Source organism: Rhodococcus sp. BE178 (assembly GCF_050433545.1).
Classification (GTDB): Bacteria; Actinomycetota; Actinomycetes; order Mycobacteriales; family Mycobacteriaceae; genus Prescottella.
In genome coordinates this window covers 32507-50726 of the sequence record NZ_JBNPXA010000018.1, presented here as the reverse complement: position 1 = coordinate 50726, position 18220 = coordinate 32507, and the positions used below count along the sequence as shown (strand labels likewise).

Sequence of the window (18220 nt, the reverse complement as noted above, 5' to 3'; positions counted from 1 at the left end):
ATCTACCCCTTACTGGTGAGGAATCCCACCTTCTCATAGACCTGGCCGAGTGTCCGGGCAGCAACTTCACGGGCCCGATCGGCGCCGGCGGCGAGGATCCGATCCAGCTCGGTCCGGTCGGACAGGTACCCGTCGACCGTCGCGCGCAGCGGGGTGACGAAGTCGGCGAGGACCTCGGCGGTGTCGGACTTGAGGTCGCCGTAGCCCTTGCCCTCGTACCCGGCGACCAGATCGTCGATGCTCTTTCCCGACAACGCCGACTGAATGGTGAGCAGGTTGCTCACGCCCGGCTTGTTCGCCTGATCGAAGCGGATCTCGCGCTCGTTGTCGGTGACCGCGGACTTGATCTTCTTGGCCGAGATCTTGGGGTCGTCGAGCAGGTTGATCAGGCCGGCCGGGGTGGGCCCGGACTTGCTCATCTTCGACGTCGGGTCCTGCAGGTCGTAGATCTTCGCGGTGCCCTTGATGATCTGCGGCTCCGGAATCACGAACGTCTTGCCGAAGCGGGTGTTGAAGCGGCCGGCGAGGTCGCGCGCGAGTTCGAGGTGCTGACGCTGGTCCTCGCCCACCGGCACGCGCTGCGGGCGGTAGAGCAGGATGTCGGCGGCCATCAGGACCGGGTACGTGAACAGACCCACGCTCGCGTGGTCACTGCCCTGCCGCGCCGACTTGTCCTTGAACTGCGTCATGCGGCTGGCCTCACCGAAACCGGTGATGCAGTTGAGCACCCACGCCAGCTCGGCGTGCTGCGGCACCTGACTCTGCACGAACAGCGTCGACCGCTCGGGGTCGATGCCCAGGGCCAGCAGCTGCGCGACGGCCCGCAGGGTGCGCATGCGCAGTTCCTTGGGGTCCTGCGGCACGGTGATCGCGTGCATGTCGGGGATGAAGTAGAACGCGTCGAACTCGTCCTGCAGGGGCACCCACTGCTGCAGCGCACCGAGGAAATTGCCGAGGTGGAACGAGTCGGCGGTCGGCTGGATGCCCGACAGGACGCGAGGCTTCGCGGTCGGAGGGGTCGCGGTGTTCTCTGCAGTGCTCGACATAATCCCCGATACTTTCACGCGTGCGGATCGGCGATGTGAGGGAGGTGCACGCCGACGGCCAGGCATCGGTCGACCACAGCGTCGGCGTGGCCGGGTCGCACCTGCAACACGATCGACCCCGGCATATCGCCCACGGCTTCCGCGAACCAGGCCAGCTCCGAGACCTGCTCTCCCAGCAGCGCGTCGGCGTCGAGGACGAACACCACGGGGTCGGGTCCGACGGTGTCGCCGATCTCGCCGAGGCACTCGTCGAACGCGTCCTTGTTGCGGCCGAAGTAGTACGGGAACTGCAGTGCGGCCGCGAACTCGTCGAACAGCGCCGGCACGGTCGACATCCGTCGTCCGCGCACGTGCCGCACCGGACGCCCGGCCGCGCGCAGGTCCTCCTCGATACCCGCCGCGCGGCCCCGATCCGTCACCAGCAGGGACAGTCCGCGCGGGAACCCGGGTCTCATCACAGCGTCCTCGTCATCAGCGCATCCTCACGAATGTTTCGTAATGGTCCGAGGTGTACCACGCGGAGCCGTCGTCACCGGTGATGATGCGTTCGGCGTCGCGACCCCGGCCGCTCTGCTTCCGGTTGACGTCCCACTCCTGGTAGCGGACCTTCTGACCGCTGTCGGACTTGCCGGGCAGCCGGCCCTCGTGATTGCCGAACACCCGCCCGCCCTGCGTGCCGGGCGCGTCGGCGGGCGGCCAGCCGCTGGCGTCGATCGCGGCCAGCGTGGTCCACACGTACTCGGGGACGGCGCTGTTCGCGGCCTTCTTCGCCGGGCTCGTGGTGGCGGTCGGGCTGGTGGTGGTCCTGGTACTGGTGGCAGGGGTGGTCTTGGTGCCGGACGCGGAGACGCTGCTCGTCACCGACGTGACCGAGGCTGCGGCCGGTGCCGTGTCGTCTCCCCCGCTCTGCGTCCCGAGGACGATCGCCACGGCGAGGCCGACGATCGCCACGAGCAGCGCCAGCAGCGAGTTCTTGGGCTTCGGTGACGCCATCAGCGGAACTGGACCGTGACGGGCGCATGGTCCGACCAGCGCTCGGCGTACGTGGCGGCCCGCTCGACACGGGCCTCCTTCGCCCGCTCCGCCAGGCCCGGCGTAGTCAGGTGGTAGTCGATGCGCCAGCCCGCGTCGGTGTCGAACGCCTTGCCGCGGTACGACCACCACGAGTACGGGCCGTCGACCTCGGGGTGCAGCGTCCGCACGACGTCGACCCAGGCCCCGTCGGCGAGGAGGGCGTCGACCCAGGCGCGCTCGCCCGGCAGGAAACCGGACTTCTTGACGTTGCCCTTCCAGTTCTTGATGTCCCGCTCGGTGTGGGCGATGTTCCAGTCACCGCACACGAGAACGTCGCGTCCCGCCGCGGCGGACGACTCGGCGCTGCGGTTCAGGTGCGCCGCGAACGACGCCATGAAGCGTTCCTTCTGCTCCTGCTTGGGCGTCTCGGCCTCACCGGTGGGCAGATACAGGCTGCCGACGGTCAGGGTGTCGAAGTCGGCCTCGATGTAGCGCCCGGCGTCGGCGAACTCGTCGTCACCGAACCCGATCCGCACGGCGTCGGCGGCGCGACGGGACAGCACCGCGACACCGTTGCGGCCCTTCGCGGACGGCTCCGCGGAGGCGAGGTGCCAGCCGGCATCGAGCGCCGGCGCGAGGGTCTCGTGGAGCTGCTTGTCCGACGCGCGGGTCTCCTGCAGGCACACGACGTCCGCCTGCGAGCCCTCGAGCCACTCGAGCAACCCCTTGCGGGCGGCAGCGCGGACGCCGTTGACATTGACCGTGGTGATGATATGTGGCACGCGAAGAACCGTAGCCGAACGGGCCGACGCTATCGGCGGGCCGTCACCACCGCGACGGCGAGGACCGCGATGCCCGTCAGGGCCAGCAGCGAGCCCACCAGGGCGGGGGCGGTGTAGCCGAATCCGGCCGCGATGACGACGCCGCCGATCCACGCGCCGAACGCGTTCGCGATGTTCAACGCGGAGTGGTTGAGGGCCGCTGCGAGGGTCTGTGCGTCCGCGGCGACGTCCATCAGCCGGGTCTGGAGTCCGGGCACCAGCGCCGATCCGGCGGCGGCGACGAGGAACAGCACGATCATCGCCGTGTACGGGTTGTGCGCGGCGACGGCGAAGAGCGCGAGCAGCACCACCAACGCGCCCATCATGACGAACAGTCCGCGGGTGAGGGCACGGTCCGCGAGCCGGCCGCCGAGGAGGTTTCCGGCGACCATGCCGAGCCCGTAGACCATCAGCGCGAGCGGCACCAGGGACATCGGCAGCCCGGCGACCTCCGTCATCGTCGAGCTCACGTAGGTGTAGACGGCGAACATGCCGCCGAAGCCGACCATGCCCACCACCAGGGTCAGCCACACCTGGCCCCGCCACAGTGCGCCGAGTTCGGTGGCCGGGTTGCTGGTGCGGATCGCGTGCAGTGGCGGAACCCACACGGTTATCGCGGCGACGGTGACGGCGCCGATGACGGCGACCACCGCGAATGCGCTGCGCCAGCCCAAGCCCTGCCCGATCCAGGTGGCGGCCGGCACGCCGACGACGTTGGCGACCGCGAGACCCGACATCACCATCGCCACCGCCTTCGCGCGGTGGCCGGGTCCCGCCAGGTGGGCGGCCACGAGCGAGGCCACACCGAAGTAGGCGCCGTGTGGCAGACCGGCGACGAAACGCGCGACCATCAGCCCGCCGTAGTTCGGGGCCACGATCGCGGCCGCGTTCCCGACGGTGAAGGCGATCATCAGGCCGATGAGCAGCGCCCGGCGCGGCATCCGCGCGGTGAGCGCCGCGATCAGCGGCGCGCCCACCACGACACCCAGCGCGTACGCGGTGATGACGTGCCCGGCGGTGGGCTCGGAGACGCCCAGGCCGCCGGCGATCTGCGGCAGCAGGCCCATCGCCACGAACTCGGTGGTGCCGATGCCGAAGCCACCCATCGCGAGCGCCAGCATCGCGCGGCGGCGGCCGGTGGGTGAGAGGAACACGTCCGTGGACGTCTGGGCGGGGGCCGAGATGGTCAAGAAGAGATGCCTTTCGGGGCACAGTGAAAACAGCAGACGTTCGACGGTACCGACCGAAAGAAAACGGGACGTTCCCACGAGGGGAACGTCCCGTTTCAGCTGAAGTCAGCGACGCATCAGCGTGACGCGCGAGCCTTCTGCAGGTTCTCGTCCAGCGTGGAGAGGAACTCCTCGGTGGTCTGCCAACCCTGGTCGGGTCCGATCAGCAGAGCGAGGTCCTTCGTCATCTGACCGTTCTCGACGGTCTTGATGACGACGTCCTCGAGCTGCTGCGCGAAGTCGATGACCTCGGGGGTGTTGTCCAGCTTGCCGCGGTGCTCGAGGCCCCGGGTCCACGCGAAGATGGACGCGATCGGGTTCGTCGAGGTGGGCTTGCCCTGCTGGTGCTGACGGTAGTGGCGCGTGACGGTGCCGTGTGCGGCCTCCGCCTCGACCGTGCGGCCGTCCGGGGTCATCAGCACGGAGGTCATCAGACCCAGCGAGCCGTAGCCCTGCGCGACCGTGTCCGACTGCACATCGCCGTCGTAGTTCTTGCAGGCCCAGACGTAGCCACCCTCCCACTTGAGCGAGGAGGCGACCATGTCGTCGATGAGGCGGTGCTCGTAGGTCAGACCTGCGGCATCGAACTCGGCCTTGAACTCGGTCTCGTAGATGTTCTGGAACTCGTCCTTGAACATGCCGTCGTAGGCCTTGAGGATGGTGTTCTTCGTGGAGAGGTACACCGGGTAGTTCTGTTGCAGGCCGTACGCGAGCGAGGCGCGGGCGAAGTCCTGGATGGACTTCTTGTAGTTGTACATCCCCATGACGACGCCGCCGTCCTCGGGAATCTTGCACACCTCGTGCTGGATCGGCTCGGAGCCGTCCTCGGGGGTGTAGGTGATGGTGACGGTGCCGGCGCCGGGGACCTTGAAGTCCGTGGCGCGGTACTGGTCACCGAACGCGTGACGTCCGACGATGACCGGCTTGGTCCAACCCGGGACCAGACGCGGGACGTTGGAGATCAGGATCGGCGCACGGAAGATGGTGCCGCCCAGGATGTTACGGATGGTGCCGTTCGGGGAACGCCACATCTTCTTCAGGCCGAATTCCTCGACCCGGGCCTCGTCCGGGGTGATCGTCGCGCACTTGACGCCGACGCCGTGCTTCTTGATCGCTTCTGCAGCGTCGATCGTCACCTGGTCGTCGGTCGCATCGCGATGCTCGATCCCCAGGTCGTAGTACTCCAGGTCGACATCCAGGTAGGGATGGACCAGCTTGTCTTTGATGAACTGCCAGATGATGCGAGTCATCTCGTCGCCGTCGAGTTCGACGACCTTACCTTCGACCTTGATCTTGGACATGGGGGCTTCGTGTCCTCCTAGGAAGTTTCCCTGGTTCCACGTGCACGGACCACTTTGTGGGCGGGTCCGCCAACGGTTCAATTATCAAACGTATACGGTCCGGATCTCCCGCGTGAGGGCCGATCCAAACATGACGAGCGTACTGCTATCCGCCCGGACCGCAACCACCGGGCCGAAAGCCGCACACCCTACCGTTCAGTAACCAGACTTCCGCAGAGGGCCGCCGCGATTGCGCGCGGCGACCCTCCGTCGGCCGATCAGCCGAGTTCGCCGACGACGGCCTCGGCGCTACCGAGCAGCGCACCCGACGCAACCAACTGCACCGCAGCCTCGATTTCGGGGGCCAGGTAGCGGTCCGTGCCGGGGCCCTCGACGTGCTCGCGGAGGGTGTCGCGCACGGCACCGGTCGCCGGCGACGGCTGCAGGGGCGCCCGCAGGTCCAGACCACGCGCCGAGGTGAGAGCCTCGATGGCCAGCACCCGGGTGAGTCCGTCGATCGCGCGGCGCAGCTTGCGCGCCCCCGACCAACCCATCGACACGTGATCCTCCTGCATCGCCGAGGACGGAATCGAGTCCACGCTCGACGGCGCGGCGAGGCGCTTGAGCTCGGAGACGATCGCAGCCTGGGTGTACTGAGCGATCATGTGTCCACTGTCGACACCCGGATCGTCGGCCAGGAACGGCGGCAGCCCGTGGTTGCGCGCCTTGTCCAGGAACCGGTCCGTCCGGCGCTCACTCATGCTCGCCACGTCGGCGACGACGATCGCCAGGAAGTCCAGCACGTAGGCCACGGGCGCACCGTGGAAGTTGCCGTTCGACTCGACCCGGCCGTCGAGGGTGACGACCGGATTGTCGACCGCACTCGCCAGCTCGTAGGACGCGATCCGCTCCGCGTGGGCGAGGGTGTCGCGCGCACCGCCCGCGACCTGGGGCGCGCATCGCAGGGAGTAGGCATCCTGGACGACGGTGCAGTCCGGGTTGGCGTGGCTGGCGACGATCTCCGAGCCGGCGAGGATCCGGGTCATGTTTGCGGCCGCGACCGCCTGCCCGGGCTGCGGGCGCAGCGCCTGGAGGTCCGCGGCGAAGACCTTGTCCGTTCCGAGCAGGCCCTCGACGCTCATCGCCGCGGTGATGTCGGCGAGCGAGAGCAGCTTGTGCAGATCGTGGCAGGCGAGGACCAGCTGGCCCAGCATGCCGTCGGTGCCGTTGATGAGGGCGAGGCCCTCCTTCTCCTCGAGCTGGACGGGCTCGATCCCGGCCGCGGCCAGCGCCTCGGCGGTGGGCATCAGCTCGCCGTCGGCGTTCCGCACGGTGCCTTCCCCGATGACGACGAGCGCGACGTGCGCCAGCGGCGCGAGGTCGCCGGAACAGCCGAGGCTGCCGTACTCGTGGACCACCGGGGTGATGCCGGACGACAGCAGCGCCGCGTAGACCTGCGCCACCTCCGGGCGAACCCCGGTGCGGCCGGTCGCGAGCGTCGACAGGCGCAGCAGCATCAGCGCCCGGACCACCTCACGCTCCACCTCGGGACCGGACCCGGCGGCGTGCGAGCGGATCAGGCTGCGCTGCAACTGTGCCCGCAGCTCCAGCGGAATGTGCCGGGTGGCCAGGGCACCGAAACCGGTGGACACTCCGTAGACCGGCTTCGGATCCTCGGCGAGTGCCCGGATACGGGCGCGGCTCTCGCCGATGGCCGACAGGGCCTCCTCGGACAGTTGCACCGTCGCACCGAATCGTGCGACGCGCACGACTTCCTCGGGCGTCACCGCGCCGACACCGACAACGACAGGTGCGATCTCCTTCGCTGCCTGGTCTGCGGTACGCGGGAGGGTGTTCGTGCTCATCTTTGTTCTCCGTTTCGAAAGTAAGGGTCGTGCTCGAAGTTGTGGTCGGTGTCAGACGGGATCGACGAGGATCTCGTCCTCGACTACGGGCTCCGGTCGCGCCCAGCGGCGGTAGGCCAGGGCGAGCAGCACCAGCCACACCGCTCCGACCACGAGTGCCACCCGAGAGTCGGCGTCGAAGGCCAGCACGGCGATGACGAAGACCAGGAAGCCGATCGCGATCAGCTGCCCGTACGGCCAGAACGGCACCGGGAACTTCAGTGCCGCAACCTCGTCCGCGCTCATCTGCTTCCGCGAGCGGTACTGGGCGAACAGGATCATCAGCCAGACGAAGACCGTCGCGAAGGTCGCGATCGACGCGATGACGAGGAAGACCCGGTCCGGCATCGTGTAGTTCAGCAAGACGCCGACCAACAGTGCGGCGACCATGATCACCACCGTCATCCACGGGACCCCGTTGCGGGAGACCCGGCTCATCACCTTCGGCGCGTACCCACGCTGCGCCATTCCGTACATCATGCGGCCGGCGCCGAAAATGTCGCTGTTGATCGCGGACAGCGCAGCGGTGATCACCACGACGTTCAGCACCGTCGCGGCCGGACCGATGCCGAGTCCCTGGAAGATCTGCACGAAGGGGCTGCCCTCGGACCCGATGTTCTGCCACGGGGTGATCGCCATGATCACGGCGAGTGTGAGCACGTAGAAGACGATGATCCGGATGGGCACGGTGTTGATCGCTCGTGGAATGGTCTTCTTCGGGTCCTCGGCCTCGCCCGCTGTGATGCCGATGATCTCGGTGCCACCGAATGCGAACATCACGATCGCGAAGCAGCCGAGGAACCCGCCGAGCCCAGTGGCGAAGAACCCGCCCTCGTTCCACAGGTTCGACACTCCCTCGCTGGTGTCGTGAAGACCGAACCCGAAGATCAGAACCGCGATACCTCCGGCGATCATCGCCACGATCGCCACGATCTTGACGATCGTGAACCAGAACTCCACCTCACCGAAGACCTTGACGCTGAGCAGGTTGATCGCGCCGATGAAGAAGATGACCGACAACACCCAGATCCACCGCGGGACATCCGGAAACCAGAAACCCATGTAGACGCCGAAGGCCGTCACGTCGGCCAGACAGACCACGATCATCTCGAACGTGTAGGTCCAGCCGGTCGCGAATCCCGCGAGTGGACCCAGATACTTGCTCGCGTACTCGCCGAACGAACCCGAGACCGGATTGCTCACCGCCATCTCGCCGAGCGCACGGAGCACGATGTAGATCACCGCGCCGCCGATCAAGTAGGCCAGCAACACGGACGGCCCTGCCTGGCTTATTGCCTCCGCGGAGCCGTAGAAAAGGCCGGTGCCTATGGCGGAACCGAGGGCGATGAAGCGGATATGGCGCGCTGTGAGACCTCGGGTCAGCGCCGGGGCAGTGTCTGTCACAATCGAACTCCCTGGACGGTGGCGTTATCGGCGGACGCAGCGCGGATCGGAAACCCACAGTTTTGTGCGAGTTTTGTGCCCTGCGTCACAACCTGCGGCACATGTCTAGTCCTGTATATACAGCTAAGTCAAGTGGGGCTCGTCACTTTCCCTTCTCGACGCGCTTGCCCGCCCTCCTTCCAACCGCGCGGTCGATACCGCTACTATCGGCGGCAGGTCATGAGTGCCAGCGTCAAGCCCCGGCTCGCTGGTCGGCAACCCTCCAACCGCGGTGGGGTGCCCCGGGTGATGACCAGGTTTCCCGGCGAGAGTCGGGTGACAAGCGCGGGTCCGCTGGGACGGACCCACTGACCGGGCCATGCCCCACCGGAGGTTTCTCATGTGTTGTTGTCGCAGATAGCCCAGTCATTCCGGCGCGCGTACGCCGCAGCGCCGACTCATCACCTCCCCAACCTGGAGTAGACGACTCATGACCGACATCACGGACGCCGCGACCGATCCGACGGCCGACTGGAGCTTCGAGACCAAGCAGATCCACGCTGGCCAGTTGCCGGACGGCACCACCAACGCGCGCGCGTTGCCGATCTACCAGACCACCTCGTACACGTTCAACAGCACCGACCACGCCGCCGCGCTGTTCGGGCTGGCAGAGCCGGGCAACATCTACACCCGCATCATGAACCCGACGCAGGACGCCGTCGAGCAGCGGATCGCCGCGCTCGAGGGTGGCGTGGCAGCGCTGCTGCTCGCGTCCGGTCAGGCCGCCGAGACGTTCGCGATCCTCAACCTTGCCGAGGCCGGCGACCACATCGTGTCGAGCCCGCGCCTGTACGGCGGCACGTACAACCTGTTCCACTACTCGCTGCGCAAGCTGGGCATCGAGGTCTCGTTCGTCGAGGATCCCGACGACATCGAGCAGTGGCGCGCCGCCATCCGCCCGAACACCAAGGCGTTCTACGGTGAGTCCATCTCGAACCCGCGCAACGACGTGCTGGACATCCCCGGCATCTCGAAGGTCGCGCACGAGAACGGCATCCCGCTGATCGTCGACAACACGGTCGCGACCCCGTACCTGATCCGTCCGCTCGAGTTCGGCGCGGACATCGTCGTCCACTCGGCCACCAAGTACCTCGGCGGCCACGGCACCGCGGTCGCCGGCGTGATCGTCGACGGCGGCAACTTCGACTGGACACAGGGCCGCCACACCAACTTCACCACCGCCGACCCGAGCTACCACGGCGTCGTCTACGCGGATCTCGGCGCACCGGCATTCGCGCTCAAGGCCCGCGTGCAGCTGCTGCGCGACCTGGGTGCGGCCATCTCGCCGTTCAACGCGTTCCTCATCTCGCAGGGCATCGAGACGCTGAGCCTGCGCATGGAGCGCCACGTCGCGAACGCGAAGGCCGTCGCCGAGTACCTCGAGGCCCGCCCCGAGGTGACCTCGGTGTCGTACGCCGGTCTGCCGTCGTCGCCGTGGCACGAGCGCGGCAAGACGCTGGCCCCCCGCGGCACCGGCGCCATCGTGGCGTTCGAGCTGGCCGGTGGCGTGGACGCGGGCAAGAAGTTCGTCAACGCCCTCACCCTGCACAGCCATGTCGCCAACATCGGTGACGTGCGGTCGCTGGTGATCCACCCCGCCTCGACGACGCACTCGCAGCTGACTCCCGCAGAGCAGCTCGCCTCCGGCGTCACCCCGGGTCTCGTCCGCCTCGCCGTCGGGATCGAAGGCCTCGACGACATCCTCGCCGACCTCGATGCCGGGTTTGCGGCGGCGGCATCTTGACCGTCAGCTCCGTTCGCAACGCCCGTCCGGCCGGATTCCCTCCGCCGGACGGGCAGTTGGGCACTGTCCACATCGGCTCGATCGAGCTCGAGAGCGGTGCGGTGCTGCCCGACGTCACGCTGGCCGTCCAGCGGTGGGGTGAACTGGCACCCAACCGCGACAACGTGATCCTGGTCGAGCACGCCCTGACCGGCGATTCGCACGTGACCGGGCCGGCGGACGCCGAACACCCCTCCCCCGGCTGGTGGGACGGCATGGTCGGGCCCGGCGCGCCGATCGACACCAACGAGTGGTGCGTGCTCGCCACCAACGTGCTGGGCGGCTGCCGCGGCACCACCGGCCCGGGTTCACTCGCGGCCGACGGGTCGCCGTGGGGTTCACGGTTCCCCGCGATCTCCATCCGCGATCAGGTGACCGCCGAGATCGCGCTCGCGGACCTGCTCGGCATCGAGCGCCTGTCCTCCGTCGTCGGCGGGTCGATGGGTGGCATGCGCGCACTCGAATGGGTCGTCGGGCGCCCCGATCGGGTCGATTCGGCGCTGATCCTCGCGGTGGGCGCGCGTGCGACCGCCGACCAGATCGGCACCCAGACCACCCAGATCGCGGCCATCGAGGCCGACCCCGACTGGCAGGGCGGCAACTATCACGGCACCGGCCGCGTCCCGGCGACCGGACTGCGCCTCGCCCGCCGGATTGCACACCTGACGTACCGCACGGAGAACGAGCTGGACTCGCGCTTCGCGAACGACGGCCAGGGCGACGAGAACCCTTGGGACGGCGGACGTTACGCGGTCCAGAGCTACCTCGAACACCAGGCTGACAAGCTGGTCTCCCGGTTCGACCCGAGCACGTACGTGCTGCTGACCGAGGCCATGAACCGGCACGACGTCGGACGCGGACGCGGCGGTATCGAGGCGGCGCTCGCGTCGACCGACGTTCCGGTGATCGTCGGTGGCGTCGACTCGGATCGGCTGTACCCGCTGCGGCTGCAGAAGGAGCTCGCGGACGGCCTGCCCGGCTCCGACCGGCTGCGGGTCCTCGAGTCGAAGGACGGCCACGACGGCTTCCTCACCGAGGCCGACGCGGTGGCCGAACTGCTGAAGGAAACGATGGAGTTGGCGCGCGCGGCCCGTCGCGACTAGTGGCTCGTCACGGATCGTTGGCCGGGTAATCCGCGGTTTCGGGTGAGGCGCGCTGCAGACTGTCTCCGAGTCAGAAGGGAGGTGGTCGTGGCACGTCTGTAGGTCGACGCCGACGACGTCCGCGGCATCATCCATGCCTTCAACGAGTACGGATTCGAGGCCCTGAACCCCAAATGGAGTGGGGGACGCCCGATGGCGATCGATGAGCAGAACCGCGAGGAGATCTGTCTGATCGCCCGGACGTCCCCCGCAGACTGGAAGATCACCGCCTTCTCCACCTCGAGCTTGGCCAACTCGCCGAACACCTGACCACGAAAATGGTGGTGCCAGCGATCAGCCGGGAGACCCTGCGCAGGATCCTGCACGACGGCAAGGTCACCTGGCAGACCACCACGCCGTGGAAGGCGTCCACCGATCCGGACTTCCTGAGCAAGATGTAGGCGATCTTGGCCCTGTACGACGATCCACCCACCGACGGGCGGGTGGTCTCTGTCGACGAGTTCGGGCCGTTGAATCTGCAGCCCCGTAAGGGCAAATGCTGGCGTCCGATCACGCGCCCACATCGGCAGCGCGCAAACTACAACAGTAACGACGGTGTCATGCACATGCTCGCGGCACTCGATTCAGCCAGCGGCAGAATGTATTACCGCATCCGTCCACGCAAACGCTCCCGCGAGTTCCTCGACCTGCTCGACAACTTCTCCCCGCACCGGCACGCCACCGTGCGAGTGTGGGCCGCCGACAACGACGTCAATTTGGTGTTCCTGCCGACATACGGGTCAAGGCTCTGGATCGAAGCCGAGTTCGCAGCCTTCCGGTACTTCGCGTTGGGAGGCACCGATCACCGCAGCCACGGCGAGCAGAACGCTGCGATCGCTGCCTACGTGCGGTGGAGTAACGCCCACGCCGAGCCGAAACCCAACTTCGCACCCGACTCCCCGATCCGGTCGTGGACCGAATACCCGCATTACCCGGCCAAGGTTGCCTGACGAGCCATCAGATGTACCCGGCCATCAGGTTGGCGCCCGGCGGCTGATCGGCGGGAGTCCGCCAAGTGCGCTGAGGCGTCGACGAGTGTCCGGTTCAGGCGTTCGACCTTGCCGTTCTGCCACGGCAGTGCGCTCTGATGAACTTCTGCTGGATCTCGTGTTTGGCGCAGACCCGGCCAGGCTGGCGACTCGCCGATGTTCCCAATCCTGATGAACGCGTTGTCAGAGCCCCGGATCGAGCCTGGTCGGCCCGAAAGCAACCGGACGCCCTTCTCGGCGACAAGGCCTACTCGTCGAGAACGATCGCACTCATCTGCGATCGAGCGGTCATCGCCGAACCGGACGACCAGAAACGGCATTGAACCCGACGGGGCAGTCGTGGCGGCCGCCCCGTCGGGTTCAATGCCGAGAACTACCTGCCCCTATTCAGGAGACACGCCCTAGTTCTCGCGACGGGGTTGGATCCGTCGACAGCCGTCCCGGGACGGTGACCGCAGCGATAACAGCGGCGACGACGAAGCTGCCTCCGAGTACCAGGAACCCCACCACGGTCGATCCACTCACATCCGATAGCCAACCGACCGCAAACGGACCCACGAATCCGCCAATACTGCCGAAGGTGGTCATTGCGGCAACAGTGATACCTGCATACGAATCAGGGAACATCAGACTCGGTACCGCCAAGTAGGTTCCCAATGACAGATAGCTACCCGTCGCGACCACGCTCAGAAGCGCCAGCTGAAGCACCACATTTGATGTTGCCTGGCCGGCGATGGTCGCCAGGCCAGCGGCAGCCAAAGGTGCCACGATCCATGCCCGCACCGAGCCAACAGAGTGGGTGTAGCGACTTGCGAGCAGCATCCCCACCAAAGCCACAACATAGGGGACTGCGCTCAGGAGTCCGACATGCAGAGCGGAACTGTCCGGGGACGCATCCTTGATAACAGTCGGCAACCAGAGAACGACCCCATACGCCCCACCAAACCAAAGGAAATACACAGCAATCAACTGCCAGACCGTGCGACTCCGCAAGACTTCGTGGTAGCGGGTACCAACCACAGACTCCGACGCTCGCTCGAGCTGCTCCGCGTCGATCTGCGACTGCACCAGTGTGCCCTCGTCGATCGGCAGCCACCGAGCATCCACAGGTCGCTCACGAACGATCAGAAGCCATGGGACCAGCCACAGCAACGGGATCAGGCCCTCTATGACGAAAACCATGCGCCAGTCTGTAATTGAGAGCAACCAGCCGGAAAACGGGGAAGCGAGAACAGCGGACAATGGGATACAGGTCAGGAACAGCGTGTTGGCACGACTGCGCTCGCTATCGACAAACCATCTCGAGAGCAACAAGACGACGACCGGGAGCACACCGCCCTCGAAAACACCGAGCGCGAACCGCGCCACGTACAACTGTTCCTGGTTCTGCACGAACCCGCATGCGGTTGCCGCTATAGACCACGCAACCAGCAACACCGCAACGACAGGCCGCGCGCCCCAACGTCGGGCCATCAGTACCGACGGGACTTGGAGGACAAGGTATCCGATGAAGAACGCGCCGGAGATCATGCCCTTAGCAGAACTGGACAGATGCAGGTCATCACCAATGAACGGGAGGATGAGTGCGACGTTGCCTCGGTCCAGGTAGGCCAGCAGGTACATCACCATGACGACAGGGATCAGGTAACCCCAACGTCTACTGGCGAACGGGGAACGGTCCATCAAGTATCTCCTCACTGTCTTTGCACTCTGAGAGCGGTGAACTATGCTGCAGATCACAGGTTCGTATGTATATGCCTGCAGGCAGATGAGAACCAACGGCGATTGCCACAGGGTGAGAAAGGCGCAGGTCCACGCGCCGAAATCTGCACCCACCGCCGCGTCACGCTGTCAGAAAACAGGGAACACAGACCGCTACCGCCACATCAACAAAACCAGTGCGATTTCGGTACTCTTCGGAAATCGTCCCTTGAACTAAACAGGACACTCGGCCCGAAGGGAGCCCTCCGCCCCACGACTCCTCGGCCGTAATCGTGCACGGCCCCCTTCTTGTAGATAAGGCAGAAAACTATCAACACCGGTAGCCGATCAACAATTCTGCCAAGCCACCTAGGATATAACATATGGATAAGCAGCATGGCAGGCAACAAAACTCATTCGCGCGCGGCTTGGACGTCCTCATTTCGATCGCCCAGAACGGGCAGACAACCGTAGCTGACATCGCCGATGAGCTGGATATTCCGCAAAGCACGGTATATAGATACATCCGTTCTCTCCGCGACCGGGCCCTTATCGAGGAGTCGCGGGGTATCTACATACCAGGCTGGCGCCTAATGGACATCGCTGGCCATCACCTCATCAACACCAAACTGGTAACGGCTGGGACAGAGCGCCTTCGGCAACTGACCGATCAAACATCGGAAACATCGGTGCTAGCGATTCGCGCCGGCTCGCAAGGAATATGTCTGAGGCAAGCCACCTCGCCAAACCCTGATCGTTACGAGTTTCGTGTCAACGAGTTGTTGCCCCTCTATGCCGGAGCGGGTCAACGTGTTCTCCTCGCCTTTGCCCCGAGACCAATAATCGACATCGTGCTCGCACGAATATCACCACAAACATCGAACACGCCGAGCGCGGAGCAGCTCACCCAACTCATCGAAACGACGCGTCGGAACGGATTCGCGGTCTCGCGGGGAGAGTTCCGCACGGGAGCGGTCGCCATCTCTGTTCCGGTCTTTGCAGGCGGCGAGGTCGCCTGTTCCTTGACGCTCGCAGGTCCGTCCGAACGATGCTCGACGGATCGTTGGTTACGCCGTTCCCTCTCCCTGTTGCGTGACGCCGCCGCCCATCTCGGGGACGTTCTCGTTGAATAACGGTCAATGCAGACGCCGGCGGGTAGCGGCCGAGGGGTTCGGGCGAACGATGCAACACCGATCACGCAGATTGCCGGGTGCCATGGAACCGACCTCAGGCCGCTCGACACGGGCGGTCGAATTCCACTGTCGGGCAAACACGGACAGTCGTGGAGGCCGTATCCACAGGATCAGAGATCAAGCTTCAGTCGCGTGCCTCGACACCTGGAAACACACGGAAAGATGGTCTCCGCGCTTTCGCGCTCATCCTGGTCGAGAATGTGGTCACGATGATCGGGTGCCCCCTCCAGAACCCGCGTCTCGCAAGTCCCACATATGCCGGAGTGACATGAGCTGAGAACCCGCACACCCGATCGCTGAAGCGCGTCCAGAATTGTCTCCGTCGAGCCCACGATCACTTCAGTTCCATCCAGAAGTTCGACAGTGAATTCGCTGTCCTCTGGATACGACTCCCTAGATCCAGCCGACTCGAACCGTTCAATCGTCAGACGACACTTCGGATTTTCCGCACAATAACCTTCGAGAGAATCCAGTAGCCCCACGGGTCCACAAGCATAAATGTCGGCTGTTGAGCCTCCGTGAGCGTCGAGTTCGGCGGCCAGATCGAGAATGCCGTCAACACTGTCGTAGTGGTGCCGAACATTACCTCCGTACACGGAAAGTTCATCCGCGAATGCGGTTGAATCCGGAGTTCGGGTGAGGTACACCAACGTCCAGTCAAGCCCCTCCGCTGCAGCTTGGGCGATCATCGACAAAAGCGGGGTGATGCCGATTCCTCCTGCAACAAAGACGACATCCCTATCGCCAGGTTCGAACGGGAAGTGGTTTCGAGGGGTTGAAACAACGAGTTCATCGCCGGCACGCAGCTCGTGGTGGACGAAGCGACTCCCGCCGCGACTGTCGACATCCTCCAATACGCCAATCCTGCAACGCGACGACAGCGGCGAACGGGACAGCGAGTACTGGCGGACAATCCCTTCTCCGAGGAATACATCGACGTGCGATCCCGGTGCCCACGCGGGGAACTCAGATCCATCTCGAGGCTCGAGTTCGATGGACATGACTCGTTCCGCGACGAGTTCCATCGAAACAATACGCGTCGTCAGCGTGTCGGGGCCGGTCAGCCCGGGCAGAGATGCGCGTCGAATCGTCGGCTCAGTGAGCACGGGAACGACGTTTGAATCACCGATCTGAACTGCAGAATCCTTCATGCCGGCCATAATCCCGAACCTCGTGGGGCGGTTCAAACGCGATTATCACCGGGTAAGAATCTCCGTTGTGATGCCTCCCATCCCCGCCTAGCGTGCTGGACACCTACAACGCACAGGAGGCGGCGTGTCCCTGACACTCGGCAGTATTCCCTTGTTGAATGACGACCCGTACTCAGATGAGAATCTCACCAACCCGTACCCACTCTTCGCAAAGATGCGCGCCGCCGGGCCTGCAGTTTGGCTCGAAAAATACAATACCCCCGCCTTTACGCGTTTCACGGAGGTCAGGGATATTCTCGTCGATCACCAGTCATTCATTTCCGGCGCCGGCGTCGGCCCACGAAACTTTCACCACGAACCGCCGTGGCGTAAGCCGGGAATTCTCGAAGTCGACCCGCCAATGCACACGCAATTGCGCGCGGTCATGTCCGACGTAATCAGCCCACGCAATCTCCGAGCGCTCAGAGCTGGGTTTCAAGAGTTCGCGACTTCACTCGTGGATAGGATCCTTGATGAACGCGAATTCGACGGGGTGGGTGACCTCTCGGAAGCATTTCCCATTCGAGTTTTCGGCGATGCAGTAGGAATACCACGACAGGGCCGCGCAGAGAATCTTCTACCGCACGGCGCCATGAACTTCGCCAATTTCGGACCGGAGGACGCCCGGTATGCGCAGTTCACCAGTGCCGGCGCCCACACGACGGGCTGGGTCGCAGAAAACTGCGCCCGCGAGAATCTCGACCCAAACGGCCTGGGAGCCAAGATTTGGGCGCATGTCGACGCTGGCTTCATCGAGAGCGAGGACGCCGCAATCCTGGTTAGAGCCTTGCTCTCGGCCGGGCTCGACACAACGGTGATCTCGATCGGAAATGCGGTGCAGTGTTTGGCAGCGAATCCGGGCCAGTGGGATATCCTACGGGCGGACCCGAAGTTGATTCGCTTCGGCATCGACGAAGCTCTGCGATACGATGCCCCATTTCAGTCGTTCTTTCGAACCACTAGCCGCGCTGTCGACGTACACGGGGTCCACCTACCTGCCGGCAGCAAGCTGATCGTATTTCCCGGCGCAGCGAACCGCGACGAGCAGCGTTGGGGAGCCGACGCGGATGAGTACAGGGTTGAGCGCGACAGCGGAGGACATCTCACCTTTGGTATGGGAATTCATCAATGTGTCGGACAACCCATCTCTCGACTCGAGATGGAAGTACTGTTCTCCGAGCTTGTGAAGCGAATCAAAACAATAGAACTGGCGGGAGAACCTCAGCCATTCTTGCACAATACACTGCGCGGCTGGTCCTCACTTCCTCTTCGCGTCGTCCCCGCATAGCGGTCCCTGTATAGCGGCAGATTGGGCAACTCGCAGCACGTTCGTTTGGAACCGTAACCTCGATTACGTGAACGGACTGATCGCGGTACCCATGCCGTCGCACAGTAGTGGCGGCTGGTCATGGCACGCGCACGGCCGTCGCGTTGTGTTGTCGAATGGGGTCGCCACCGACGAACCCTCCTCCATACGTGGCCAGC

Annotated in this window: 15 protein-coding genes and 1 riboswitch; of the genes, 5 read left to right on the top strand and 10 right to left on the bottom strand. The window is 65.0% G+C overall.

Going from position 1 to position 18220, the window contains the following annotated elements:
• Positions 1 to 2: 2 nt before the first annotated feature.
• From trpS to J2X34_RS24620, 8 genes are all read right to left on the bottom strand, one after another.
• A complete protein-coding gene (trpS, locus tag J2X34_RS24655) occupies positions 3 to 1046 on the bottom strand; it encodes a tryptophan--tRNA ligase (RefSeq protein ID WP_429520001.1) in 1044 nt (347 codons plus the stop codon).
• A 14-nt stretch (positions 1047 to 1060) separates the two neighbouring features.
• A complete protein-coding gene (locus J2X34_RS24650) occupies positions 1061 to 1501 on the bottom strand; it encodes a barstar family protein (protein ID WP_429520000.1) in 441 nt (146 codons plus the stop codon).
• Positions 1502 to 1517: 16 nt separating this feature from the next.
• Positions 1518 to 2039, bottom strand: coding sequence for a ribonuclease domain-containing protein (locus tag J2X34_RS24645; protein ID WP_429519999.1), 522 nt, complete (start codon positions 2037 to 2039; stop codon positions 1518 to 1520).
• A complete protein-coding gene (locus tag J2X34_RS24640) occupies positions 2039 to 2842 on the bottom strand; it encodes an exodeoxyribonuclease III (protein ID WP_174912127.1) in 804 nt (267 codons plus the stop codon). Before J2X34_RS24640 ends, J2X34_RS24645 begins: the two co-directional genes overlap by 1 nt.
• A gap of 29 nt (positions 2843 to 2871) precedes the next feature.
• Positions 2872 to 4002, bottom strand: a complete 1131-nt coding sequence (locus J2X34_RS24635) for an MFS transporter (RefSeq protein ID WP_114724267.1) — start codon at positions 4000 to 4002, stop codon at positions 2872 to 2874.
• Between the two features lie 185 nt (positions 4003 to 4187).
• Positions 4188 to 5411 carry an NADP-dependent isocitrate dehydrogenase gene (locus J2X34_RS24630; RefSeq protein ID WP_114724250.1) on the bottom strand — a complete coding sequence of 408 codons (1224 nt, stop codon included), beginning with the start codon at positions 5409 to 5411 and terminating at the stop codon, positions 4188 to 4190.
• A gap of 257 nt (positions 5412 to 5668) precedes the next feature.
• Positions 5669 to 7255, bottom strand: coding sequence for a histidine ammonia-lyase (gene hutH / locus J2X34_RS24625; protein WP_174912130.1), 1587 nt, complete (start codon positions 7253 to 7255; stop codon positions 5669 to 5671).
• A 51-nt stretch (positions 7256 to 7306) separates the two neighbouring features.
• Entirely contained in the window at positions 7307 to 8698 is a 1392-nt protein-coding gene (locus J2X34_RS24620; RefSeq protein ID WP_114724248.1) for an amino acid permease, read from the bottom strand.
• A gap of 215 nt (positions 8699 to 8913) precedes the next feature.
• A riboswitch (SAM riboswitch) is annotated at positions 8914 to 9029 on the top strand.
• A gap of 138 nt (positions 9030 to 9167) precedes the next feature.
• Between J2X34_RS24620 and J2X34_RS24615 the strand changes: the two genes are divergently transcribed.
• From J2X34_RS24615 to J2X34_RS24605, 3 genes are all read left to right on the top strand, one after another.
• Positions 9168 to 10481 carry a bifunctional o-acetylhomoserine/o-acetylserine sulfhydrylase gene (locus tag J2X34_RS24615; protein ID WP_114724247.1) on the top strand — a complete coding sequence of 438 codons (1314 nt, stop codon included), beginning with the start codon at positions 9168 to 9170 and terminating at the stop codon, positions 10479 to 10481.
• Positions 10478 to 11623 (top strand): homoserine O-acetyltransferase MetX, encoded by a 1146-nt coding sequence (gene metX / locus J2X34_RS24610; RefSeq protein WP_429519998.1) that lies wholly within the window; start codon positions 10478 to 10480, stop codon positions 11621 to 11623. Before J2X34_RS24615 ends, metX begins: the two co-directional genes overlap by 4 nt.
• 638 nt (positions 11624 to 12261) lie before the next feature.
• A complete protein-coding gene (locus J2X34_RS24605) occupies positions 12262 to 12612 on the top strand; it encodes a hypothetical protein (protein ID WP_429519997.1) in 351 nt (116 codons plus the stop codon).
• Positions 12613 to 13038: 426 nt separating this feature from the next.
• Here J2X34_RS24605 and J2X34_RS24600 read toward each other — a convergent pair whose 3' ends face one another.
• Positions 13039 to 14334, bottom strand: a complete 1296-nt coding sequence (locus J2X34_RS24600; protein WP_429519996.1) for an MFS transporter — start codon at positions 14332 to 14334, stop codon at positions 13039 to 13041.
• A 401-nt stretch (positions 14335 to 14735) separates the two neighbouring features.
• On the opposite strand from J2X34_RS24600, the gene J2X34_RS24595 reads away from it, so the two are divergent.
• Positions 14736 to 15485, top strand: a complete 750-nt coding sequence (locus J2X34_RS24595) for an IclR family transcriptional regulator (protein WP_429519995.1) — start codon at positions 14736 to 14738, stop codon at positions 15483 to 15485.
• A 170-nt stretch (positions 15486 to 15655) separates the two neighbouring features.
• Here J2X34_RS24595 and J2X34_RS24590 read toward each other — a convergent pair whose 3' ends face one another.
• Positions 15656 to 16705 (bottom strand): PDR/VanB family oxidoreductase, encoded by a 1050-nt coding sequence (locus tag J2X34_RS24590; protein WP_429519994.1) that lies wholly within the window; start codon positions 16703 to 16705, stop codon positions 15656 to 15658.
• 115 nt (positions 16706 to 16820) lie between these two features.
• Here J2X34_RS24590 and J2X34_RS24585 point away from each other — a divergent pair, with 115 nt between their 5' ends.
• On the top strand, positions 16821 to 18023 hold the full coding sequence (locus tag J2X34_RS24585) for a cytochrome P450 (RefSeq protein WP_429519993.1): 1203 nt from the start codon (positions 16821 to 16823) through the stop codon (positions 18021 to 18023).
• The last annotated feature ends 197 nt before the right edge of the window (positions 18024 to 18220 follow it).